21 protein-coding genes and 1 other RNA gene are annotated in these 21,853 nt (G+C 47.3%); 13 read left to right on the forward strand and 9 right to left on the reverse strand.

Translation table 11 applies throughout. The features are described 5' to 3' along the window. The first annotated feature begins 8 nt into the window (after window positions 1-8). The 3 genes from DT73_RS03605 to DT73_RS03620 all read left to right on the forward strand — a co-directional run bounded on the left by DT73_RS03605 (window position 9) and on the right by DT73_RS03620 (window position 4,814). Window positions 9-575, forward strand: a complete 567-nt coding sequence (locus tag DT73_RS03605) for a phage polarity suppression protein (RefSeq protein ID WP_036104003.1) — start codon at window positions 9-11, stop codon at window positions 573-575. Window positions 576-1,183: 608 nt separating this feature from the next. Beyond that, window positions 1,184-2,131: a DUF1837 domain-containing protein gene (locus tag DT73_RS03615; protein WP_036104005.1), complete on the forward strand. Its 948-nt coding sequence runs from the start codon at window positions 1,184-1,186 to the stop codon at window positions 2,129-2,131. Window positions 2,132-2,153: 22 nt separating this feature from the next. Further along, a complete protein-coding gene (locus DT73_RS03620; RefSeq protein ID WP_036104009.1) occupies window positions 2,154-4,814 on the forward strand; it encodes a DEAD/DEAH box helicase in 2,661 nt (886 codons plus the stop codon). A gap of 9 nt (window positions 4,815-4,823) precedes the next feature. Here the strand turns inward: DT73_RS03620 and DT73_RS03625 are convergent, their stop codons facing one another. The 3 genes from DT73_RS03625 to smpB all read right to left on the reverse strand — a co-directional run bounded on the left by DT73_RS03625 (window position 4,824) and on the right by smpB (window position 7,144). Further along, entirely contained in the window at window positions 4,824-6,017 is a 1,194-nt protein-coding gene (locus DT73_RS03625) for an integrase domain-containing protein (protein ID WP_036104012.1), read from the reverse strand. Window positions 6,018-6,200: 183 nt separating this feature from the next. Next, window positions 6,201-6,564, reverse strand: a transfer-messenger RNA (tmRNA) gene (gene ssrA / locus DT73_RS25340). Window positions 6,565-6,661: 97 nt separating this feature from the next. Further along, the gene (gene smpB / locus DT73_RS03630) at window positions 6,662-7,144 is read right to left on the reverse strand and encodes an SsrA-binding protein SmpB (RefSeq protein ID WP_036104014.1); all 483 of its coding nucleotides are present in this window, start codon (window positions 7,142-7,144) and stop codon (window positions 6,662-6,664) included. A 147-nt stretch (window positions 7,145-7,291) separates the two neighbouring features. Between smpB and DT73_RS03635 the strand changes: the two genes are divergently transcribed. Beyond that, a complete protein-coding gene (locus DT73_RS03635) occupies window positions 7,292-7,729 on the forward strand; it encodes a type II toxin-antitoxin system RatA family toxin (protein WP_036104016.1) in 438 nt (145 codons plus the stop codon). Continuing rightward, the gene (locus DT73_RS03640; RefSeq protein ID WP_369792555.1) at window positions 7,719-8,012 is read left to right on the forward strand and encodes an RnfH family protein; all 294 of its coding nucleotides are present in this window, start codon (window positions 7,719-7,721) and stop codon (window positions 8,010-8,012) included. Before DT73_RS03635 ends, DT73_RS03640 begins: the two co-directional genes overlap by 11 nt. Window positions 8,013-8,116: 104 nt before the next feature. On the opposite strand, the gene bamE is transcribed toward DT73_RS03640, so the two are convergent. The 3 genes from bamE to nadK form a co-directional block, all read right to left on the reverse strand. Continuing rightward, the gene (bamE, locus tag DT73_RS03645; RefSeq protein ID WP_036104019.1) at window positions 8,117-8,464 is read right to left on the reverse strand and encodes an outer membrane protein assembly factor BamE; all 348 of its coding nucleotides are present in this window, start codon (window positions 8,462-8,464) and stop codon (window positions 8,117-8,119) included. 223 nt (window positions 8,465-8,687) lie between these two features. Next, window positions 8,688-10,349, reverse strand: coding sequence for a DNA repair protein RecN (gene recN, locus DT73_RS03650; RefSeq protein WP_036104025.1), 1,662 nt, complete (start codon window positions 10,347-10,349; stop codon window positions 8,688-8,690). An 86-nt stretch (window positions 10,350-10,435) separates the two neighbouring features. Beyond that, window positions 10,436-11,314 carry an NAD(+) kinase gene (gene nadK, locus DT73_RS03655; protein ID WP_036104029.1) on the reverse strand — a complete coding sequence of 293 codons (879 nt, stop codon included), beginning with the start codon at window positions 11,312-11,314 and terminating at the stop codon, window positions 10,436-10,438. Window positions 11,315-11,412: 98 nt separating this feature from the next. Here nadK and grpE point away from each other — a divergent pair, with 98 nt between their 5' ends. Next, window positions 11,413-12,021 (forward strand): nucleotide exchange factor GrpE, encoded by a 609-nt coding sequence (gene grpE / locus DT73_RS03660; RefSeq protein ID WP_036104031.1) that lies wholly within the window; start codon window positions 11,413-11,415, stop codon window positions 12,019-12,021. A gap of 70 nt (window positions 12,022-12,091) precedes the next feature. On the opposite strand, the gene DT73_RS03665 is transcribed toward grpE, so the two are convergent. Both DT73_RS03665 and DT73_RS03670 read right to left on the reverse strand, forming a co-directional pair. Next, a complete protein-coding gene (locus DT73_RS03665) occupies window positions 12,092-13,384 on the reverse strand; it encodes an HlyC/CorC family transporter (protein ID WP_036104034.1) in 1,293 nt (430 codons plus the stop codon). A 27-nt stretch (window positions 13,385-13,411) separates the two neighbouring features. Continuing rightward, window positions 13,412-14,197, reverse strand: coding sequence for an inner membrane protein YpjD (locus DT73_RS03670; protein ID WP_036104145.1), 786 nt, complete (start codon window positions 14,195-14,197; stop codon window positions 13,412-13,414). Between the two features lie 163 nt (window positions 14,198-14,360). Between DT73_RS03670 and ffh the strand changes: the two genes are divergently transcribed. The 5 genes from ffh (at window position 14,361) to rplS (ending at window position 17,945) form a co-directional block, all read left to right on the forward strand. Continuing rightward, window positions 14,361-15,722, forward strand: coding sequence for a signal recognition particle protein (gene ffh / locus DT73_RS03675; RefSeq protein WP_036104037.1), 1,362 nt, complete (start codon window positions 14,361-14,363; stop codon window positions 15,720-15,722). A 214-nt stretch (window positions 15,723-15,936) separates the two neighbouring features. Next, window positions 15,937-16,185: a 30S ribosomal protein S16 gene (gene rpsP, locus DT73_RS03680; RefSeq protein ID WP_036104040.1), complete on the forward strand. Its 249-nt coding sequence runs from the start codon at window positions 15,937-15,939 to the stop codon at window positions 16,183-16,185. An 18-nt stretch (window positions 16,186-16,203) separates the two neighbouring features. Beyond that, window positions 16,204-16,752, forward strand: a complete 549-nt coding sequence (rimM, locus tag DT73_RS03685) for a ribosome maturation factor RimM (protein WP_036104043.1) — start codon at window positions 16,204-16,206, stop codon at window positions 16,750-16,752. A gap of 29 nt (window positions 16,753-16,781) precedes the next feature. After that, window positions 16,782-17,552, forward strand: a complete 771-nt coding sequence (gene trmD, locus DT73_RS03690; RefSeq protein WP_036104045.1) for a tRNA (guanosine(37)-N1)-methyltransferase TrmD — start codon at window positions 16,782-16,784, stop codon at window positions 17,550-17,552. Between the two features lie 45 nt (window positions 17,553-17,597). Continuing rightward, complete coding sequence (gene rplS / locus DT73_RS03695) at window positions 17,598-17,945, forward strand: 50S ribosomal protein L19 (protein WP_036104048.1); 348 nt, start codon at window positions 17,598-17,600, stop codon at window positions 17,943-17,945. A gap of 167 nt (window positions 17,946-18,112) precedes the next feature. On the opposite strand, the gene lpxP is transcribed toward rplS, so the two are convergent. Further along, window positions 18,113-19,027 carry a kdo(2)-lipid IV(A) palmitoleoyltransferase gene (lpxP, locus tag DT73_RS03700; RefSeq protein ID WP_036104050.1) on the reverse strand — a complete coding sequence of 305 codons (915 nt, stop codon included), beginning with the start codon at window positions 19,025-19,027 and terminating at the stop codon, window positions 18,113-18,115. Window positions 19,028-19,627: 600 nt separating this feature from the next. On the opposite strand from lpxP, the gene DT73_RS03705 reads away from it, so the two are divergent. Both DT73_RS03705 and tyrA read left to right on the forward strand, forming a co-directional pair. Further along, the gene (locus tag DT73_RS03705; RefSeq protein ID WP_036104053.1) at window positions 19,628-20,698 is read left to right on the forward strand and encodes a 3-deoxy-7-phosphoheptulonate synthase; all 1,071 of its coding nucleotides are present in this window, start codon (window positions 19,628-19,630) and stop codon (window positions 20,696-20,698) included. A gap of 12 nt (window positions 20,699-20,710) precedes the next feature. Beyond that, window positions 20,711-21,832, forward strand: coding sequence for a bifunctional chorismate mutase/prephenate dehydrogenase (tyrA, locus tag DT73_RS03710; protein ID WP_036104056.1), 1,122 nt, complete (start codon window positions 20,711-20,713; stop codon window positions 21,830-21,832). Window positions 21,833-21,853 lie beyond the last annotated feature (21 nt).

A 21,853-nucleotide genomic window follows, 5' to 3' on the forward strand; every position in this document is an offset into this window, starting at 1 on the left:
AAACCCCGGTGACCACTATCACATTGCAGCAGGCCGCAGAGGCCTGCCAGACCAACAAAGCCGTCTGGCTGAACCGTAAATCAGAGCTGGCCGCGGCAGAGCAGGAATACCGCGAACAGCTTCTGGCCGTTGATGACCACATTCCTGCCAGAATGCAGGAACTGCGCGACGTCACTGACATCAAAAAATGGGAAGTGAATCAGGCCGCCGGTCGCTATATCCGCTCACATGAAGAAGTGCAGCGCATCAGCATCCGCACCGGGCTGAATGACTTCATGCAGCAGAACGGCGCAGCACTGGCCGCCATTCTCGCCCCGGAACTGATGCACCTGAGCGGCCAGCCTGAAATGGTACGCAAACGCGCCCTCGACCGTTCATCAGAATACCTGCGTGAAGCCCTGTCAGTGTGGCTGGCCGGAGGGCATGACATGACTTATTCAGAGCGGGACAGCGAGATTTTAACGGCCGCCGGATACCGGCCGGAAACACCTTCCCGCGATGACTGCCGGGAGCAATTTACCCCCGCACAGAACATGATTTACACCCGCCGACGTGCCGACATGGCCGCGCAGTAACCTGCGTAAAAAACCGCGAAAATCCCGCCATTTTCCCCAAAAAAAGCCATGCATGCATAAGGTGCATGGCTTTGCATGCGTTTTATGACTACCTTTAATGCTGTTCCCGCCAGTGCTGGCAGGGGCTAAGGCCGTTAATGCAGGTGCATTAAAACCGCCCCGGAAAGCGGGCAGGCGAGGCGGGGAAAGCATTGCGCGCCAGCAGCAAAGTGTTTATTTAATTTAACGGCCTGAAGGCATCGCTGTGGCATGGTGGTATAGGCTGGGTAGTGAGGGAGTGTCCGGCGCGGTGATAGGTTTCTGAATCGTATTGGAGAGGGGAAAAAAGAAGTCGCTTGGGGAATTAGAAATATCAGTCAATTCGATGCTGATGGAGTTGCTTAATGAAGCCGCTCTCACTGGGCAATGCCTTTACCTGATGTATTAACGGCCCTAAACTGTCAATAAACAGGTGTGAAAACCGCCCCATAAAGTGACCAATAGAGTATTGCGCGTCAATATACAATGAGAGCATTTAAATGTAACAACTGGTTAAATGATCATCTATGGGAATGTTGCTTTTTAATTCAATATGGGGGTATTCCTAAATTAGGCTGAGTAGTTCATATATGGAAAGTGTAGAAAAGCTCAAATCGATAAACTGGAAAGAGTTAATTACGAACAGTCACGAGTGGATTGAATCAAGGTTGGTTAATCATCCTTGTGATAGTCAAGCTAAGATAGTTTCTAGGATTTTTACTATCCCATTCAGTGGAGTTATACAAGAGCATCATCACTTAGTGGAATCAATGGCTGATGCTATTGAACACTACGTTTTTGATAAAGAAGCTCTTGCTAAAATGCAAGCGGATGGCGTTACCCCTTTTAGAAAAGCTGCACAGTTTTTTGGGGATACTAATCCAATCAAGGATGGTAAGTACGGAGAGTTGCTCCTTTATATCCTATCTGAGGCTATACTTAATACACCGATGGTCTCACATAAAATCACTAATTTAACTAACTTAAACGATCAGGTTAAGGGTGGTGACGGTGTTTTCTTCGGTGTGTATAGAGAAAATCTTTCAATTTTAATTGGTGAATCGAAAATATATAAGAGTTTTAGTGGTGCGCTGGAAAGCGCATTTGACTCTCTTGACAGATTTACAAAAAATTATACTAGCGGTGCACTTGGTCATGAACTTTTCATGGCTAGAACTAATATATCAAGTAATTTTGATTTTGAAACTATGGAGTTAATTTATAAAGCATTTACTCCTGGTGATGATATTTACTCTGAGTGTGTTAAAACACACCCGGTTCTGCTTATATTTGAAGATGCAGAAATTAAGAGCATAGAGGAAAAAGCAATCAACAAGGCGGAGGCCGAAAGACTGTTTGATGCATGGCTTACTAAAAAAAAGGAAGCGATAAAGTCAGACATCGATGCAAAGTTAATCAAATACCCTAACGTTAAACCTTGCTTCTTAGACTTTTTCCTAATACCTATGACAGATGTTGGTGAGTTCAAAAAGTCGTTGTATAGAGCTATCCACGGAATAGATTATAAAGAAAGTTAATAAAATATCTTTTGGAGTTGCTATGGCTGAAAGTACTGCTACAACAGCAATAAATCATCAAGACTTTACAAGCGTTTTTAATTTATTGATTGAGCATTTGTTTTTGAAAAATAGAGGTAAGGAAGAAAAATATAAAATATCTGATGAAATGATTAGGAGAGCAACTTGGCTTGCATCACTTGGATCATCAGGCAACGAAAACGATAAAAATATTGCAAGTGCATTCGGTACTTTGCTCTATTTATACGACACAAGTAATGAACTGTATCTCAAAGCTTGTTATATTCTGCAATCTAGAGCTGGTAATATAGTCTCTGCTAAGCATTTAGAAGGTCTTTTTAGTCAAGGGAATATTATTAAACACTTTAGTTCATCATTGGATTTTGAACTCACAAGTCAAAAATTTCTTCTTGAAAAAAGAGTTTCTGATAATAATTATATTTATTTTACTCATTTTCAAAGAAGTCTGTGGGACAAACTAGAACGCGGTGAAAACGTTGCAGTATCTGCACCAACATCGGCCGGGAAATCATTTGTAATTAAAAGGTATGTCTACGATAGTGTTATATCTGCAAATGATGGTTACTTCGTTTACGTTGTACCCTCAAAGGCGCTAATAAACCAAGTCGGCAATGAAATGTCTAGAGAGTTAAAAGACATAGCTACAGTGATGACAACCTATAAGGACTCCGAAAATGATGATTTAAAAATAGTATATGTTCTCACGCCTGAAAGATGTATGCGATTGTTAAATGAGAATAGTAACAAAGCACCTAAAATAGTTTTTTTTGATGAAATACAAAATTTAGAGGATAAAAGTAGGGGTAATGTTTTTGAGAATGTTATCTATAGAATGACAAGCTTATGGCAGTCAACTCAATTTATTATGGCTGGCCCATACATAATCAACTTACATCATTCACTCAATAAAATTATTGACCTTAATCTAGTTGAGCAAACAACTTCTACAACCCCGGTTTTGCAGTTAAAAGTTGTACTTACAGTACATAAAAATAAGAAAACCGTTAATTATAAATTAATAAGCCCTGTTGGGGATGCGGTATTAGGTGAGTATGATATAGGTAAAGCATTGTATAGTAAATTATCTTCATCAAAGGGTGCAGCATTAAAGCATATAACTTCTATTCTAGATGCTGATGAACAAAATATAATATACGCACCTAAGAAAAATTTGGCTGAGGGATGGGCGCTGGCAATTGCTCAAACTGACAATGAAGATTCGGAGTTAGATGAAGATAATACTGATTTAGTATATGATTCAAGAATGGAGAGTTTGTGTTCATTTTTAGAAAATGAGATACATCCTCTGTATTCTCTTGTTAGATGCCTTAAGAAAGGGGTTGCATTTCATCATGGTGGCTTATTGGATGTGGCAAGGCTCGAGGTCGAGGATCTTTTCGCTGATGGTGCGATTAGGAATTTGGTGTGCACCTCAACTTTACTACAGGGCGTAAATCTTCCTGCTGATAGAATGATTGTAATATCCCCAAAGATTGGTGACTATGAGTTATCCCATTTTGATTTTTTAAATCTTATTGGCCGTGCAGGTAGAATTAGTACATCTTTATATGGTGAGATTTTTTGCATTCAGCTTGTTGATGAAGAGTGGGCTGAAGATAAGATTGAGTCGAATGAAACAAAGGAGATACAATCTTCAGTTTTAAGAAAGCTCAATGAATATGGTGAGTCAGTTGTAAGTTACATTGATGTCTACACTAAAGATATTGTTGATGCTCAAGGAGAGCTTAATGCTGTCAATCTTGCCTCCTATCTGCGAGGCCAGTTTTTAGTAGACAGAGAGCATTATGAGAAAATAATAAGCAACTCCAGTCTTACTACTAATCAAATTAGAGTGATGACGAATAGATTGGAGGCGTTGGAAGATATTTTAAATGTACCGAAGGATATAATATATAAAAACCCTTTCATCGATCCCCTCTTGATTGATCAACTTTATTTTTTGGTTGAAAGCGAAGGTGTTAATAAATGGATGATTGATAAATATCCTAGAGTCAAATCTGGAGTGGCAGATCCCAATGCTGAATTTCAGCATATGAATTATTATAACCAATACAAAAGCATAATTTTACGGCTGAATGATATTTTTGAGATAGAGAAAGAGATTAATTATAAAGAAGATGGCGTGTCAAGAAAATCAAGTTATTTCGTTTCTATCTTTAAATTAGTAAACGACTCACACAAGTGGATGCAAGGTAGAAATTATAGGTTTTTTATAGATGACATGGTAACTAAGAAATTAACAAATAAAGGCATTTCAGTTGATTATAAGAAGGTTGACGGGATTACCAATTTTGTAACTACACACATTAATACTAATTTGACATTCATTTTGGTTAAATATCTCTCGCTTTGGGCTGACGTAGTAAGCTCATTTATGTCTGAGGAAGAACGTACGTTGAATGCATTTTTCCTCAATCTCTCATCTATGTTAGAAATGGGTAATTATGATCCTCAGGTTTTAGAGGTGATGGCTTATGGAATAAATAGAAGTACTGCAATTGAATTATTGAAAAAACAAAAAATAAAAAATGAGCAAACCACTTGGCAATATTTAGTGCAATATAATTTGGATAAGCTTTCACCATTGCATAGAAAATATTTGCAAAGAGCAGGCTTTGGGTCTTCAAAGCCTGCACAATGATATTGTAATTTACTTTGCTTTATCGATGAGGTCTCCCCACCAGGCAAGTAAATCTTGCCTTTGTGGGAGATAAATAGACCGATTATAAGCTCTTCGAACTTCATCTTTATCGCTATGAGCTAAAGCCGCTTCGATAACATCCGCATTGAAACCGGCTTCATTCATAGCCGTACTTGCGATAGAGCGCAGACCATGAGCAACAAGTTTTCCACCATAACCTATACGTTTCAATGCGGCATTGGCTGTTTGGCTATTCATAGCTTGCTTTGAATCATTCCTGCTCGGGAAAACATATTCTCGGTGAGCACTGATTGGCTTCATCACTTCCAGAATCTCTAATGCCTGAGAAGATAGAGGTACGATGTGTTCACGTTTCGCCTTCATCCGTTCTGCTGGGATCGTCCAGAGTTTGGCATTGAGATCGATCTCTGCCCACCGAGTACCGGAGGCTTCAGAAGGGCGCACAAGGGTCAGGAGTTGCCACTCAATAAGACAGCGAGTCGGAACGGACAGATTTGACATGACTAGAGAACGCATCAGCTTTGGCAATTCCTCTGGCCGCAGTGTCGGCATATTTTGTTTTTTAGGTTTCTCAAATGCCATCCCAACCCCTGATGCTGGGTTTGCATCAATCAGGCCAGTGTTAACAGCATAAATCATGATTTCATTAATACGCTGTACCAGGCGGCGAACTGTCTCCAGAGCTCCGCGCGCTTTGATTGGCTCCAATGCTTCAACAATCGTTCTGGCCTTTATCTCCTGAACTTGTATTGCACCGATTGCCGGGAACACGTCCTTATCTAAAGAGCGCCATATATCTTTCGCGTAATCCTCTGTGACGCTTTTGCTTTTCATTTTGAACCAGTTGGCGGCCACAGTTGAGAAAATGCTATCCAGCTCAATCTGACGTTGTTCTGAGGCTTGCTCTTGCTGCTGTTGTGGATCCATGCCTTGCGCGAGCGTAGTTAAATGTTGGTCGCGTATCTGACGAGCTGCTGCGAGCGTAAGGGCAGGGTAAGAACCGAGACTTAAATTGGTTCGGCTACCACTTACCGGTCGTTGATAGCGGAAGCGCCAAAGTTTTTTACCAGAGGTTTTGACGAGTAAGAACAGGCCATCACCATCATGGAGGGTGAAGTCTTTTTCTCGGGGTTTAGCTTTGAGGATTTCATTGTTAGTCAGTGGGCGTGTGATGCGCGCCATATCTGGATCCCTTCCATAATTGGTACACGTTTAATGGACCACAGTATAGCGTGTACCTAAACGTGTACCAATTTTCTCTGGATTTAGCCGGATGTTCTCGGACAACGACAGACACAAAAAAGCCCGCAGGGCTTGTGCCATGCGGGCTTTCAGGATTTTCCCGGACGTATCCGGAAGAGCAAGTGGTGGAGCTGGCGGGAGTTGAACCCGCGTCCGAAATTCCTACATCCTCGGTACTACATGCTTAGTCCGGTCTTTACATTCGCTTGCCAGCTGCGGACGGACACGCCACTAACAAACTAGCCTGATTGAATTTAACGCTTCAACCCCAGGCAGGGCATCCACGCGATCTCTTTTAGGTTTGACCTCTCTTGATCCCCGTCCTAAGAGCGGAGGCTAGGGAGAGAGGGCTCTAAGCAGGTTATTAAGCTGCTAAAGCGTAGTTTTCGTCGTTTGCGACTATTTTTTTGCGGCTTTTTACGAGGCCAACCGCCCCTCGGCATGCACCTTGGGTTTCGCGAATCCCGTCGAATCCAGAATCAGCCCCAAAGTATTCGTGAAAGTATAACAGAATTCAGTTGCTGCACACCAGCGTTGGCTGAATCCGTTTTACCTAAGTGCTGAATAAAACAGCACATTCACTTTTAACGCCCCGCGTGTTTCATGATGCGGGCTTTATCAACCTGCCATTCGCGGTCTTTAATATCTGTACGCTTATCGTGCTGTTTTTTGCCTTTGGCGACGCCAATTTTGACTTTTGCCCAGGCATTTTTCCAGTAGAGAGACAGTGCGACCACGGTATAACCTTCGCGGTTTACCCGGCCGTACAGGTTATCGAGCTCGCGCTGGTTCAGTAACAGTTTACGGGTACGGGTTGGGTCGCATACTACATGGCTGGAAGCGACCTGAAGCGGGGTGATATTGGCCCCAAATAAATAAGCTTCGCCATCCTTAAGCAGAACGTAGCTGTCGCCAATGTTTGCTTTACCTGCACGCATGGATTTCACTTCCCACCCCTGCAGGGACAGGCCAGCTTCAAACTCATCTTCGATAAAGAACTCGTGGCGGGCACGTTTATTTAACGCAATGGTGGCTGAGCCTGGTTTGTGTGTTTTTTTCTTCGTCATAATGCTGCTCAGTATACGGATTCCTGTCGTAAATGCATCCCATCCAGTGTGAGAAACATATCATCTTACCATGGCTGCGTTCAGTGTTTTTCTTTACTCGTCGATAAATGATATTATTTATGCGATTTATGTAACACGGGAAACACTATGCCGCAGATCAATCGTTCTGCCCTTGTGCCATACAGTGCCGAGCAGATGTACCAGTTAGTTAACGACGTAAAATCGTATCCGGACTTCCTGCCCGGTTGCGTGGGCAGCCGGGTGATTGAAAGTTCTTCACAACATATGACCGCTGCTGTTGATGTTTCAAAGGCGGGGATCAGTAAAACCTTCACCACGCGTAACGAACTGACCAGTAACCAGAGCATTTTAATGCACCTGGTGGATGGCCCATTTAAAAAATTAATGGGAGGCTGGAAGTTTACGCCGCTCACGCCAGAAGCCTGCCGTATTGAGTTCCAGCTTGATTTTGAGTTTACCAACAAGCTCATTGAGCTGGCATTCGGGCGTATCTTTAAAGAGTTGGCGGCAAATATGGTGAATGCGTTCACCAGCCGTGCGAAAGAGGTTTATCGTGTTGCCTGAAATCACGGTGGAAGTGGTATATGCCCTGCCGGAAAAACAGTATTTACGCAAAGTAACGCTTACCGAAGGGGCAACCCTGCAACAGGCGATTGAGGCTTCCGGGTTACTGGTATTGCGCACAGATATTAACCTTGAGAAGAACAAAGTTGGCATCTACAGCCGCCCGGCTAAGTTGAACGATACCGTGCAGGATGGCGACAGGGTGGAAATCTACCGGCCATTAACTGCAGACCCGAAAGCGTTACGGCGCATGCGTGCGGAGCAGTCGGTGCAGAAGAAGTAATATTGCCGCAAGTTAGCTGTAGCAAGCTGACCAATAAAAAAGGTGCCATTGGCACCTTTTTTATTGGCTGCACCAGGCGTAATGCCTGGTAAGCGGGCGAACGTTTAATCTTCGTTACCGGTTAAAGCAGGCTTGTTATCAATATTGGTAAGGATGCCGCTACTGTTAAAAGTGAGTGTCAGGGTTTGCTGAGTCACTTTTTCATGGCCTGGCTGGCGGCGGAAAACATAAATCCAGGTATTACTGCCGAACGGGTCGGTCATCATTGGAGTACCCAGTGCGTAAGCAACTTGCTGTTGGGTCATACCGTTATGAACCTGGGCAATATCAGTACTGGTGAGGTAATTCCCCTGGTTGATATCAGGGCGGTACACCACTCGCTCCACAGTGGAGCAGCCAGCGGTTAACATCAGAAGAACCGCTGCGGCAGCAGTCAGCGTTTTACAGCGCATAGTTTTTAGATTCCTTTTTGGGCCCGAGTTGTGCCTGGCTCATGTGTCATGTAGCCGATGATAATAAACCTTCAGCCAGTTTAAAACCTTAAGGCGCTTCAGTATGACCTTAGAGTTGAAAAAAAGTTGAGTGTAAGTGGTAAAACAGGGAATAAAAAACGTGCTGTGTTTGTTTTTTATACAAACACAGCACGGCGCAGAAGCAGAGGGTAATGATTGCGAATCAGGCAGCCAGTAATTCCCTGGCATTCGCCAGCGTGTTACGGGTGACTTCGCTGCCACCTAACAGGCGGGCGAGTTCATTCAGGCGGGCGCGTTTATTCAGTGCCTGCATATGGGTTTCAGTAACGGTGCCATCGGTTTCTTTGCTGACAAAGAAATGCTGATGGGCACAACCGGCAACCTGAGGCAGGTGTGTGACACACATTACCTGAGTGGATTCACCCAGCGCGCGGAGCAATTTACCGACCACTGCGGCTGTTGGCCCACTGATACCTACGTCCACTTCATCAAAAATCAGTGCCGGGGTATCCATTTTACGGGCGGTAATCACCTGAATAGCCAGGGCGATGCGCGACAGTTCCCCCCCAGAGGCAACTTTACCTAAAGGCTGCAAAGACTGGCCCGGGTTAGTGCATACCCGGAACTCAATGCGGTCTGCGCCTTCTGGTGTCAGGTGGTTTTCATCAAAGGTGACATCAATAGTGAACTGGCCGTGAGGCATGGATAGTGAGTGCATACTATCAGTCACTAACTGGCTCAGTTCTGCGGCGCGTATTTCACGTTTTTCGTGCAGGGTTTGGGCCACAGAAAGTGCGCGCATATGATGTAGTGCAACGGTGTCGCTCAGAGTGTCTTGCGCTTCGCCTTGTTCTTCCAGTTCCATCTGTTCCTGGAGCAGAGCCTGGTGGAACCCGGGCAGTTCCTCCGGGGAAATATGGTGTTTGCGCGCCAGAGAAATCTGGCGGGAAATACGCTGTTCCAGTTCAAACAGGCGGTTAGGATCAAGTTCCGTGCTTTCGCAGTAATGGCGTAGTTCATCGCTGGCCTCGCTAACCTGAATGGCGGCTTCCTCCAGCATATCCAGTACGCTGGAAAGTTTGCTGTCCATGCCTACTAATTCACTCACCTGCTGGCGAGCGGTGTACAGCAGGCTTTGTACGTCGGCTGATTCAGTATCGGATAATACGGCTAACGCCTGCTGGCTGGTGGACAACAGTTGCCCACTGTTTGCCAGGCGTTTGTACTCTTCATCAATTTGTTCGAATTCGCCAGACTGGGGCGCAAATTCATTGAGTTCTTTTAGCTGGTAATGCAGCAGTTCCAGGCGGGCGGTGCGCTCCTGGCTTTGTTGCTGGTGCTGTGCCAGCGCACGGCAGCTTTGGTTCCAGTTTTGCCAGCACTGTTTCATTTCCTGAGTGAGTGCGTACTCACCTGCAAAGCCATCCAGCAGAGCCTTCTGATGTTCAGGTTTGAGCAGCAACTGGTGGGCGTGTTGCCCGTGGATTTGAATAAGTAACTGCCCCAGTTCGCGTAATTGAGAAAGGGGAACCGCGGTGCCGTTGATAAAGCCACGGGAACGGCCATCTGCGCTGATTACCCGGCGAAGCAGGCATTCATTGCCGTCTTCCAGTTGGTTCTCTTCCAGCCACTGTTGCGCAGCTGGTGTATCTTTGAGCCCAAAGCGGGCGCATAAATCTGCCCGGCCTGCGCCAGCGCGCACGCTGTCACCTTCTGCACGGCCACCCAGACATAAGCCCAGAGCATCAATAGCAATTGATTTCCCTGCGCCCGTTTCCCCGGTAATGGCGGTCATTCCGGCGTGAAAATCAATTTCCAGTTCCCGAACGATTGCGAAGTTACTGATAGTGAGTTGTGACAGCATAGCCACCTTCCTGTATAAAATAACAGAGCTGTGTTTTCATACAGTATAAACTGGTTTTATATACAGTAAAGTGGCAAAAGCAAAATTTAGAATAATTTTTTTGACCAGCCAAGCTTTGAGCTTAACGTGTTGAAATAACTATAGTCAATTGGGTGTATCAGGTTCAGCTGGTAGTCGCAGCGGCGAATGAATACGTCTTCGCCTTCCTGGATGGGAAGCGCAATCTGGCTGTCGCAACTGATTTCCAGGTCATTGCGCCGGTGGGAAAAGCGCAGGCGAATTGTGCTGCTGCCATTTATAACCAGTGGCCTTGCTGAGAGCGTATGTGGGAACATTGGTACCAGCGTAATGGCGTCCAGCGATGGGGTGAGAATGGGGCCACCGGCAGAAAGGGAGTAGGCGGTGGAGCCAGTCGGCGTGGAAATAATCAGGCCGTCGGAACGCTGGGAGAACGCAAATTTTTCGTCAATATAGACTTCAAATTCTATCATGTGTGCCACTTTGCCCGGGTGCAGCACAACTTCATTAATTGCCGTGCTCAGCCGTTTTGGGCTGTCTTTCTGGCAAACCTGGGCTTCCAGTAAAAAGCGTTGTTCACTGATATAATGGCCTTCGAGTACATCGGCAAGTTGTTGGTGAGCGTTATCCGGGTCAAGGTCCGTCAGGAACCCCAGGTTACCCCTGTTGATGCCAATCACTTTAATGCCATAACGGGCAAGAACCCTTGCGGCCCCAAGCATGTTACCGTCACCGCCGACTACAACCGCCAGGTCTGCCTGCTGGCCTATATCCGCCAGTGTACCGGTACGGGCTTGCTTCAGGCCCAGTTCATGTGCGATTTGCTGTTCCATAATGACGTCATAACCTTTACTGCACAGCCAGCGCCATAACATTTCATGGGTGCTGAGCGCGCCAGGATGACGAGGGTGCCCAACAATGCCGATGCAGTTAAACTGTTTGTTCATTATTACGGAGTCCTTACATGGGGTTGGATCACGACAATCTGCCCTGTTCCCTTGAAACACGGAAACTGATCCCCATAATAAGCGAACCAGCGAGACAAATGCGAAAAAACGCGGAGAATTTCATGAGCAGTAAAGATCAGAAAACACCTGAAGAGCATCAGCCGGATGAAATCGTTATGGAACAGCATGATGAAGTAGACGCTGCGGACACAGCGGGCCAGGTGGATCCGCGCGATGAACAGATTGCTAACCTGGAGAAACAGTTAGCCGAAGTTCAGCAGCGCGAACAAGACAATGTGCTGCGCGCACGGGCGGAAATGGAGAACCTGCGTCGCCGTACTGAGCAGGATGTCGAAAAAGCGCATAAATTTGCACTGGAAAAATTCGTTAACGAATTACTGCCCGTAATCGATAGCCTGGACCGTGCTATGGAAGTGGCGGATAAAGAAAATGCGGATATGGCGTCCATGGTGGAAGGGATTGAACTGACCCTGAAATCCATGCTGGATGTAGTACGCAAGTTTGGTGTAGACGTCATCAGTGATGTGAATGTACCGCTGGACCCGAATGTTCACCAGGCCATTGCCATGGTGGAATCAGAAGAGGTGGCAGCAGGTAACGTGCTTCACGTTATGCAAAAAGGTTACACCCTGAATGGGCGCACTATTCGTGCCGCTATGGTGACCGTTGCTAAAGCAAAAGCCTGATACTTTTCTTTAGTAGAAAAAAACCTCTGTCTGGCCGGGCAGAGGTTTTTTTGTGGGTGAACAACAGTAATTATTCCGCGTCCTGAATACTGGTTTTTAGCGGGGTTACCGGGGTCACTTTCACCTGTTTAATCATGTTGTCCTGCACATCAAGAATATCAATATCGTACTGGCCTATATTGACTCGTGTGCCTGCCGCAGGGATCTCCTCCAGAGCCTCAAGCAACATCCCATTTACGGTGCGTGCTTCTTCTTCAGGGAAATGCCAGTTAAAGGCTTTATTGAGGTCACGAATGTTGGCGCTCCCTTCAATAATGACCGAGCCATCATTTTGCGGTGTGACTTCTTCCGCCAAAGAAGGCGACATCGAAGTCGTAAAATCCCCGACAATTTCCTCAAGGATATCTTCAACGGTAATCAGCCCCTGAATATCGCCGTATTCATCTACCACCAGGCCCACTTTCTTTTTATTGCGCTGGAATTTGATGAGCTGGGTACTGAGCGGCGTGCCTTCGGGAACAAAATAAATTTCATCGGCGGCGCGCAGCATCACTTCTTTCGTGAACTCTTTTTTCTCTGTCATTAACCGGTAGGCTTCACGCACACGCAGCATGCTGATGGCATCATCCAGTGATTCACGGTAGAGCACGATACGCCCGTGTGGTGAGTGAGTCAGCTGGCGAACAATGGATTTCCAGTCGTCATTGATATCAATGCCCACGATTTCATTGCGCGGCACCATGATGTCGTTAACACTCACTTTCTCCAGATCCAGCACAGAAAGCAGCATGTCCTGGTTGCGCTGGGAGATTTTGGATTTAGATTCATTAACAATGGTACGCAGTTCATCTTTGGTGAGCGCAGCACTAACCACCGCGTCGGTTCTTATCCCCACGGTACGCATTAAGATGCGGGTTATCATGTTCAGCAACCACACCAGTGGCATCATGATGACCTGGAGCGGGGCTAATAACACACTACTGGGGAACGCGACTTTCTCAGGGTAGAGTGCGGCGACGGTTTTGGGCAGCACTTCAGCAAAAATCAGTACCACGAAGGTGAGAACACCGGTGGCAATAGCAACCCCGGCATCGCCATACAGGCGCATACCAACAATGGTTGCCAGTGCAGAAGCAAGGATATTGACCAGGTTGTTGCCAATCAGCACCAGGCTTATCAGGCGGTCTGGTGTACGCAGAAGTTTTTCGACACGCCGCGCAGATTTATTTCCCTGCTTTGCGAGATGGCGCAGGCGATAACGGTTAAGTGTCATCATTCCGGTTTCCGAACCGGAGAAGTAGGCGGAAATCAACACCATGATCACCAGGGTGATAATCAACGTGGTGGTGGAAATGTCTTCCAAAAAAATCGTCCTTTATTAATAAGAAAATTAGCCGAGGATTTGTTGCAGTACACGGCTTCCAAAATAGGCAAGAGTGAGTAGCAGCGCACCGGCCATATTGAACCAGACAACGCGGCGACCACGCCACCCTTCATGATAATGCCCCCACAGCAGGATGATATAGACAAACCATGCCAGAATAGACAGCACGGCTTTATCAATGTTCTCCATGGTAAACATGTTGTGCATGTAGAACAGGCCTGTTGCCAGGGTTAACGTGAGCAGCACCACACCAATTTGCGTGATGTGAAACATTTTGCGTTCAATGCCCATGAGCGGCGGCATATCTGCGCTGAACGCCAGGCGTTTGTTCTTCAGTTGGTAGTCAATCCATGCCAGTTGCAGGGCATAAAGCGCCGCGATAATCAGCGTAGCATAAGAGAAGAGAGACAACCCTATGTGCACCATCATGCCTGGGGTGGTTTCCAGGTGAGTAATAAACTCATTCGGCATAAATGAGGCAAAAGCCAGGTTAATAAGGGCAAACGCATACACAATTGGCAACAACAGCCAGCCACGGTTTTTTGTCGCGACTACGGTCATCACGATACAAATCATCAGGCTGACCAGCGAGCCAACGTTAAGCAAACTGAGGTTTTGCCCGCCATTGATAAAAATACGGGATTCAAGCGCCAGAGCATGGCAAACCAGGGCGATAATGGCCGACAAAATCGCCATACGGCGCCAGCCGCTCTGTTGTTTTAACAGACCGGGAATGATGAGCGCGAGGCTGACTGAGTAGGCCGCCAGCGCAAGAATAGAAAAAACAGGCATATAGGATGTCGGTGTTAGCCAGAACCAGAAGACGCAGTATAACGTTACACGCTCCTGGCTCCAACCGTTGCATAACATCAATGGCGGCTTCATGTTATACTCCGCCAATTCATGAATCACTGTCGCGCATGCGGCCGTAAGTTACCATTCGGGTAAGAAGACAATGTTTGATAATTTAACAGACCGTTTGTCGCGCACGCTGCGCAATATCAGCGGCCGTGGGCGGCTTACCGAAGACAATATTAAAGATACGCTGCGCGAAGTGCGCATGGCGCTGCTGGAAGCAGATGTCGCTCTGCCAGTGGTGCGTGAGTTTATCAACCGTGTTAAAGAAAGCGCGGTTGGTCATGAAGTAAACAAAAGCCTGACGCCGGGCCAGGAGTTCGTGAAAATCGTCCGCACAGAACTGGTGTCGGCGATGGGTGAAGAAAACACCGCGCTCAACCTGGCGGCACAACCTCCTGCTGTGGTTTTGATGGCAGGTTTGCAAGGGGCCGGTAAAACCACCAGTGTGGGTAAACTGGGTAAATTCCTGCGCGAAAAACATAAAAAGAAAGTTCTGGTGGTGTCTGCCGACGTTTATCGCCCGGCAGCTATCAAACAGTTGGAAACCCTGGCACAGCAGGTTGAGGTTGATTTCTTCCCTTCTGATGTTCAGCAAAAGCCTGTGGATATTGTTAACAGTGCGCTGCAACACGCCAAACTGAAATTCTACGATGTGCTGCTGGTGGATACTGCCGGTCGTTTGCACGTCGATGAAGCAATGATGGATGAAATTAAGCAAGTCCATCACGCGATTAATCCGGTGGAAACGCTGTTCGTGGTTGATGCCATGACCGGGCAGGATGCCGCGAATACCGCCAAAGCGTTTAACGAAGCGCTGCCATTGACCGGGGTTATTCTTACCAAAGTTGATGGTGATGCCCGTGGCGGTGCGGCATTGTCCATTCGCCATATCACCGGGAAACCTATTAAGTTCCTGGGTGTGGGCGAAAAAACAGAAGCGCTTGAGCCTTTCCACCCGGACCGTATTGCTTCACGTATTCTCGGTATGGGCGATGTGCTGTCGCTGATTGAAGATATCGAAAGTAAAGTTGACCGTGCTCAGGCCGAGAAACTGGCAACCAAGCTGAAGAAAGGTGATGGCTTTGATCTGACCGATTTTCTTGAGCAACTTAAGCAAATGCGCAATATGGGCGGTATGGCGAGCCTGATGGGTAAGTTGCCGGGCATGGGCCAAATACCGGATAACGTGAAATCCCAGATGGACGACAAAGTGCTGGTGCGGATGGAGGCTATCATTAATTCAATGACCCTCAAAGAGCGTGCTCAGCCAGATATCATCAAGGGCTCTCGTAAACGCCGTATTGCCGCTGGTTGCGGTATGCAGGTTCAGGATGTTAACCGTCTTCTGAAACAGTTCGACGACATGCAGCGCATGATGAAGAAAATGAAGAAGGGCGGGATGATGAAAATGATGCGTGGCATGAAAGGCATGATGCCACCGGGCTTCCCGGGGCGTTGATGCCTGTTTAGCCAACGTTTGGCTGGCTGGCATTGTGTTGCCAGGGTGTTAGCTGAACGCCGGTGTAGCTGGAATTGCACTGCACCGCGGCCACACAACCCGTAAATTGAATTGATTTTTACGCAGAAATGAGTAAAATTTTCGGGCTTTTTATATGACACCGGGCTCCGTTCCTCGATGGAGCCCGGTTGTTTTATTAACTCAAGAGGATGTTATGGTAACTATTCGTTTAGCACGTCACGGCGCTAAAAAGCGTCCGTTCTACCAGGTTGTCGTTGCTGACAGCCGTAATGCGCGCAACGGTCGCTTCATTGAGCGCGTTGGTTTCTTCAACCCGCTGGCTAGCGAAAAAGAAGAAGGCTCACGCCTGGATCTGGATCGTATCGCTCACTGGGTTGGCCAGGGCGCAACTGTATCTGATCGCGTTGCTGCGCTGATCAAATCAGTAAAACAAGCAGCTTAATCTGTCGCGGTGGTCATGATGAGCAAGCAACAAACCGTATCAACGCCCGCTGAACCCATAGTTCTGGGGAAAATGGGGTCTCCCTACGGTATTCGTGGTTGGCTCAGAATGTTTTCTTCCACTGAAGAGACCGAAAGCATTTTTGACTATCAGCCCTGGTTTATCCAGAAGGCGGGTCAGTGGCAAGTTGTTGAGCTGGAAAGCTGGCGCTACCACAATCAGGATGTTGTCATCAAACTGAAAGGTGTTGATGACCGTGATGCCGCGAATTTACTGACTAATTGCGAAATTGTCGTGGATTCGTCGCAGTTGCCGCAACTGGAAGATGGTGATTATTACTGGAAAGACCTGATGGGCTGCCAGGTAGTCACAACGGAAGGTTATAGCCTGGGTAAAGTCATTGATATGATGGAAACCGGGTCGAATGACGTTCTCGTCATTAAGGCAAACCTGAAAGATGCATTTGGTGTCAAGGAGCGGTTGGTTCCGTTCCTGGACGGGCAGGTTATCAAGAAAGTCGATCTCACTACTCAAACTATTGAAGTAGATTGGGATCCTGGTTTTTAACCACCGGATAATGCGGTAATAACAGCGCTATGTGGATTGGCATAATTAGCCTGTTTCCCGAGATGTTTCGCGCGATTACCGATTTCGGGGTAACTGGTCGGGCTGTAAAAAATGGCCTGCTCAGCATCGAAAGCTGGAGTCCTCGTGACTTCACGCATGACAGGCACCGTACTGTGGACGATCGTCCTTATGGTGGCGGGCCTGGGATGCTGATGATGGTTCAACCCTTGCGGGATGCCATCAATGCAGCCAAAGCCGCGGCAGGTGAAGGCGCTAAGGTGATCTATCTGTCACCTCAGGGGCGCAAGCTTGATCAAGCTGGCGTCAGTGAACTGGCAACAAATGAGAAGTTGATTCTGGTTTGTGGCCGGTACGAAGGTATTGATGAGCGCGTTATACAAACCGAGATTGACGAAGAATGGTCTATCGGTGATTACGTGCTCAGTGGTGGTGAGTTACCCGCCATGACGTTAATTGATTCCGTTGCCCGGTTTGTTCCTGGTGTACTGGGTCATGAAGCGTCAGCAAATGAAGATTCATTTGCGGATGGGTTTCTGGATTGCCCACATTATACCCGGCCTGAGGTTTTGGAAGGCATGGAAGTACCGCCAGTGTTACTGTCGGGTAATCATGCTGAGATTCGCCGCTGGCGTTTGAAACAGTCGCTGGGTCGCACCTGGCTTAGAAGACCTGAACTTCTGGAAAACCTGGCTCTGACTGAAGAGCAAGCAAAGTTGCTGGCGGAGTTCCAGCGGGAACATAAGCAGCAACATAAACATGATGGGAATGGCGAAGCATAGGCTGCCACCCGAAACATCAGTTTACCCAGGATAAGAGATTAAATTATGAGCAACATTATCAAGCAAATTGAACAAGAGCAGATGAAGCAGGACGTACCTTCCTTCCGTCCGGGCGATACCGTGGAAGTGAAAGTATGGGTTGTTGAAGGTTCTAAAAAACGTCTGCAGGCATTCGAGGGCGTGGTTATCGCTATCCGTAACCGCGGTCTGCACTCTGCATTCACTGTTCGTAAAATTTCCAACGGCGAAGGTGTTGAGCGTGTATTCCAGACTCACTCACCGGTTGTTGATTCTATCAACGTCAAACGCCGTGGTGCCGTTCGTAAAGCTAAACTGTACTACCTGCGTGAACGTACTGGTAAATCTGCTCGTATCAAAGAGCGTCTTAACTAAGTACACGCGCAAGCGTCATCTTAAAGTTAATAGAAAACAAGGGGTTGGCATTATGCCAGCCCCTTTTTCTTTGCCATACTTATTGCTATTACCCTCTGGTAACCCATTTATTGATTAAACCGCTTTCAATAGCCGGATTTGGCATAATCTTGCCGTTGCTCCTCAGGTTACGAATAGAGCTGAGCGGCGCCTTCCGGGCGAGTTTTAAAACGCCGGTGTACCCACAAATACTGCCCGGGTGCACGCAGGATCTCTTGCTCTATAACTTTGTTGATGTACCTGGCTGCCTGTATCTTGCCTTCCGGGTAGTCATCAAAGGCTTTGCTGATATGCAGGCGGTAACCGGCATGGCCGGGTTTACGAACCATGGTGATAGTCAGCATCGCAGAACGGGAAAGTTGGGAAACTGCATAGGTACCATTGGTGGTGGCGGCATCCGGTACTGAGAAAAATGGGGCAAAGACACTGCCTTTCGGGCCGTAATCCTGGTCTGGCGCAAACCATACCGCTTCCCCGCTTTTCAGTGCGTTGACCAGGCCTTTCAGGTTTCGCCTGTCTATCATTGCTTTATTTGACCGCAAGCGGCCTTTGGTTTGTACCCACTCCATTAAAGGACTGTTATGAGGCCGGTATGTCGCCATCATTGGCCGGCACAACCCCATCACTCTGCCGCCCAACTCAAGTGACATGAAGTGAACACCTATCGCGATTACGCCTTTTCCGGTGCTCATTGCCTGGTCAAGGTGTTCGTAGCCTTCCACATCAAACCATTTTCTCACTCGTGAATCGCGCCAAAACCATGCCATGCCTGTTTCAACCAGCCCCATGCCAAGAGAAATAAAGTTGTCGTCGATAAGCTTTTCTTTTTCAACCGAACTCATTTCTGGGAAACACAATTCAATGTTACGCCTGGCGATTTTTTCACGGCGCTTCAGAAATGGGCGAGACGCTTTACCCAACAACCGGCCAATGCAGGCTATAACCGGATACGGAAGCTGAACCATTGCCCACAAAATACCCAGACCCAGCCAGGTTAGCCAGTTTCTTGGGTGAAGGAAGGATTTTTTGAAGCCTGAAAACATGCATTCTCCAGTGACATGAAACAGTGTGGCGCGTGAAGAAGAACTTACCGCTAATCAGCCTGTTTTAGTTATGAATATGATAATTAGACAACTGGAGTATGAAACGATTCACCTGTTTACGAATGTTTAATTAAACAAGCGGATCAATTAAGGAGCCATAATCACCACAGCTACATGGCGGTTTTTCGCACGCCCTTCGCGAGTTGCGTTACTGGCTACCGGGTATTTGTCACCCAGGCCTTCGGTAGTGAGGTTGGTTCTGGGCACGTTTGTTCCTTCTGACCTTGCGCCAGTCCGGAAATAGCGTGTTTATTCACCATATGGTTTTTTCCTGGTTTATCAGCTCAGAAAAAAACTGTTTTTCTGCCGTAAATACGTGCCATGCAGAGTGACGTGAGATCAGTGTGTTAGCGAAGTGTTTTTTAATAGTGTAATTTTAAGTTTACATTTATATGGTGATTATCCCGGTTTAATGGCAATAAAATTGATGGTGTAAATTAATGTTTACGTATTTTGGATTGAAATCTTTACCCACTGTGGTAAGGTTAACGCGCCTTTCGGGGAAAATATCGCAAACTTCGTTTTAACAGGACTTCCACCATGCAAAAAGACACGCTGAATAATATCAACATCGCTGATGAACAAATCTTGATTACGCCTGATCAACTCAAAGCGCAGTTTCCACTGACTGCAGAACAGGAAGCTCAAGTGTCTGAATCTCGTAAGACCATTGCAGATATTATTGCCGGGCGCGATCCGCGCTTGTTAGTGGTGTGTGGCCCTTGCTCTATTCATGATCCCGAAGCGGCAATTGAATACGCCCGTCGTTTTAAAACGCTCTCAGAACAAGTCGGCGATAGCTTGTATCTGGTGATGCGTGTCTATTTTGAAAAACCGCGTACTACCGTTGGCTGGAAAGGCTTAATCAACGATCCGCATATGGATGGTTCATTTGACGTGGAAGCCGGCCTGAAAATTGCTCGTCACTTGCTGGTAGAACTGGTTGGTATGGGCTTACCACTGGCAACAGAAGCACTGGATCCAAACAGCCCGCAATACCTGGGTGATCTGTTCAGTTGGTCTGCTATTGGTGCCCGTACAACTGAGTCGCAAACTCACCGTGAAATGGCTTCAGGGCTGTCTATGCCGGTTGGCTTTAAAAATGGGACTGATGGCAGCCTGGCTACCGCAATCAATGCAATGCGTGCCGCTTCTATGCAGCACCGGTTTATGGGGATTAACCAGGCAGGCCAGGTTTGCCTGTTGCAAACCCAGGGTAACCCGGACGGGCATGTTATTTTACGCGGTGGTAAAGCACCAAACTACGGTCCTGAAGATGTTGCTCAATGCGAAAAAGAGATGCAGAAGGCGGGACTCCGTCCATCTCTGATGATAGATTGCAGCCATGGCAACTCAAACAAAGATTTCCGCCGTCAAACCGGGGTTGCTGAATCGGCTGTCGCCCAGATCAAGGATGGCAACCGTTCTATTATTGGCCTGATGATTGAAAGTAACTTATTCGAAGGCAACCAGTCATCAGAACAGCCCCGCAACGAAATGAAATACGGGGTTTCCGTAACTGATGCCTGCATTAGTTGGGAAACGACCGAGGCGCTGCTGTGTGATATTCATGAAGATCTTCGTGAGCATATCGCTGCACGCCAGGCTTAAGAGGACAAATGAATGGTTGCAGAACTGACTGCACTGCGCGATCAAATTGATGAAGTGGATAAAGCGTTACTCGGATTACTGGCGCGTCGCCTTGAACTGGTAGCTGAAGTCGGAGAAGTAAAGAGCCGTTATGGGTTGCCGATTTATGTTCCAGAGCGGGAGGCGTCCATGTTGGCCTCGCGTCGCCATGAAGCTGAAACGCTTGGGGTACCACCGGATCTGATCGAGGACGTGTTACGTCGGGTGATGCGCGAGTCTTATTCCAGCGAGAACGATAAAGGCTTTAAAACACTGATGCCAGGGTTGCGGCCTGTGGTGATTATCGGTGGCGCAGGGCAAATGGGGCGGTTGTTTGAAAAACTGCTGGTGTTGTCCGGTTACCAGGTGAGAATTCTGGAACAAGGAGACTGGCCGCAGGCTGAAACGCTGTTGCATGATGCCGGAATGGTTATTGTCAGCGTGCCCATTCATTTGACCGAGCAGGTGATTAACCAGCTTCCGCCGCTGCCACAGGATTGTATTCTGGTCGATCTTGCTTCGGTGAAGAATTCTCCGCTGCAGGCGATGCTGGCTGCTCACTCCGGGCCTGTTTTGGGGCTGCATCCCATGTTTGGCCCGGATACTGGCAGCCTCGCTAAACAAGTTGTTGTGTGGTGCGATGGGCGCCAACCGGAAGCGTATCAATGGTTCCTTGAACAAATCCAGGTTTGGGGTGCGCGCATACACCGCATCAGCGCGGTTGAGCATGACCAGAATATGGCCTTTATTCAGGCGTTGCGCCATTTCGCAACGTTTGCTTATGGCCTGCATCTGGCTGAAGAGAATGTTCAGCTTGATCAGCTGCTGGCGCTGTCTTCGCCTATATACCGGCTTGAGCTGGCAATGGTCGGGCGCTTGTTTGCCCAGGACCCGCAATTGTATGCGGATATCATTATGTCTTCCGGGAATAATCTGGCACTTATCAAGCGTTACTATCAGCGCTTTGGTGAGGCGTTGAGCCTGATAGAGCATGGCGACAAACAGGCCTTTATTGACAGTTTCCGTAAAGTTGAACACTGGTTTGGTGATTACGCGAAACATTTCCAGGCAGAAAGCCGAAATTTGTTACGCCAGGCTAACGATAACCGCCAATAAGCAAAACAGGTTTTATACTTG

This window comes from Mangrovibacter sp. MFB070, from assembly GCF_000705335.1.
GTDB lineage: Bacteria > Pseudomonadota > Gammaproteobacteria > Enterobacterales > Enterobacteriaceae > Mangrovibacter > Mangrovibacter plantisponsor.

Bases quoted from the DNA above. Each gene is read 5' to 3' on its own strand.
- DT73_RS03615 (WP_036104005.1), top strand. From the start codon at position 1,184: ATGGAAAGTGTAGAAAAGCTCAAATCGATAAACTGGAAAGAGTTAATT.
- DT73_RS03620 (WP_036104009.1), top strand. From the start codon at position 2,154: ATGGCTGAAAGTACTGCTACAACAGCAATAAATCATCAAGACTTTACA.
- DT73_RS03625 (WP_036104012.1), bottom strand. From the start codon at position 6,017: ATGGCGCGCATCACACGCCCACTGACTAACAATGAAATCCTCAAAGCT.
- smpB (WP_036104014.1), bottom strand. From the start codon at position 7,144: ATGACGAAGAAAAAAACACACAAACCAGGCTCAGCCACCATTGCGTTA.
- DT73_RS03635 (WP_036104016.1), top strand. From the start codon at position 7,292: ATGCCGCAGATCAATCGTTCTGCCCTTGTGCCATACAGTGCCGAGCAG.
- bamE (WP_036104019.1), bottom strand. From the start codon at position 8,464: ATGCGCTGTAAAACGCTGACTGCTGCCGCAGCGGTTCTTCTGATGTTA.
- recN (WP_036104025.1), bottom strand. From the start codon at position 10,349: ATGCTGTCACAACTCACTATCAGTAACTTCGCAATCGTTCGGGAACTG.
- nadK (WP_036104029.1), bottom strand. From the start codon at position 11,314: ATGAACAAACAGTTTAACTGCATCGGCATTGTTGGGCACCCTCGTCAT.
- grpE (WP_036104031.1), top strand. From the start codon at position 11,413: ATGCGAAAAAACGCGGAGAATTTCATGAGCAGTAAAGATCAGAAAACA.
- DT73_RS03670 (WP_036104145.1), bottom strand. From the start codon at position 14,197: ATGCCTGTTTTTTCTATTCTTGCGCTGGCGGCCTACTCAGTCAGCCTC.
- ffh (WP_036104037.1), top strand. From the start codon at position 14,361: ATGTTTGATAATTTAACAGACCGTTTGTCGCGCACGCTGCGCAATATC.
- rpsP (WP_036104040.1), top strand. From the start codon at position 15,937: ATGGTAACTATTCGTTTAGCACGTCACGGCGCTAAAAAGCGTCCGTTC.
- rimM (WP_036104043.1), top strand. From the start codon at position 16,204: ATGAGCAAGCAACAAACCGTATCAACGCCCGCTGAACCCATAGTTCTG.
- trmD (WP_036104045.1), top strand. From the start codon at position 16,782: ATGTGGATTGGCATAATTAGCCTGTTTCCCGAGATGTTTCGCGCGATT.
- rplS (WP_036104048.1), top strand. From the start codon at position 17,598: ATGAGCAACATTATCAAGCAAATTGAACAAGAGCAGATGAAGCAGGAC.
- lpxP (WP_036104050.1), bottom strand. From the start codon at position 19,027: ATGTTTTCAGGCTTCAAAAAATCCTTCCTTCACCCAAGAAACTGGCTA.
- DT73_RS03705 (WP_036104053.1), top strand. From the start codon at position 19,628: ATGCAAAAAGACACGCTGAATAATATCAACATCGCTGATGAACAAATC.
- tyrA (WP_036104056.1), top strand. From the start codon at position 20,711: ATGGTTGCAGAACTGACTGCACTGCGCGATCAAATTGATGAAGTGGAT.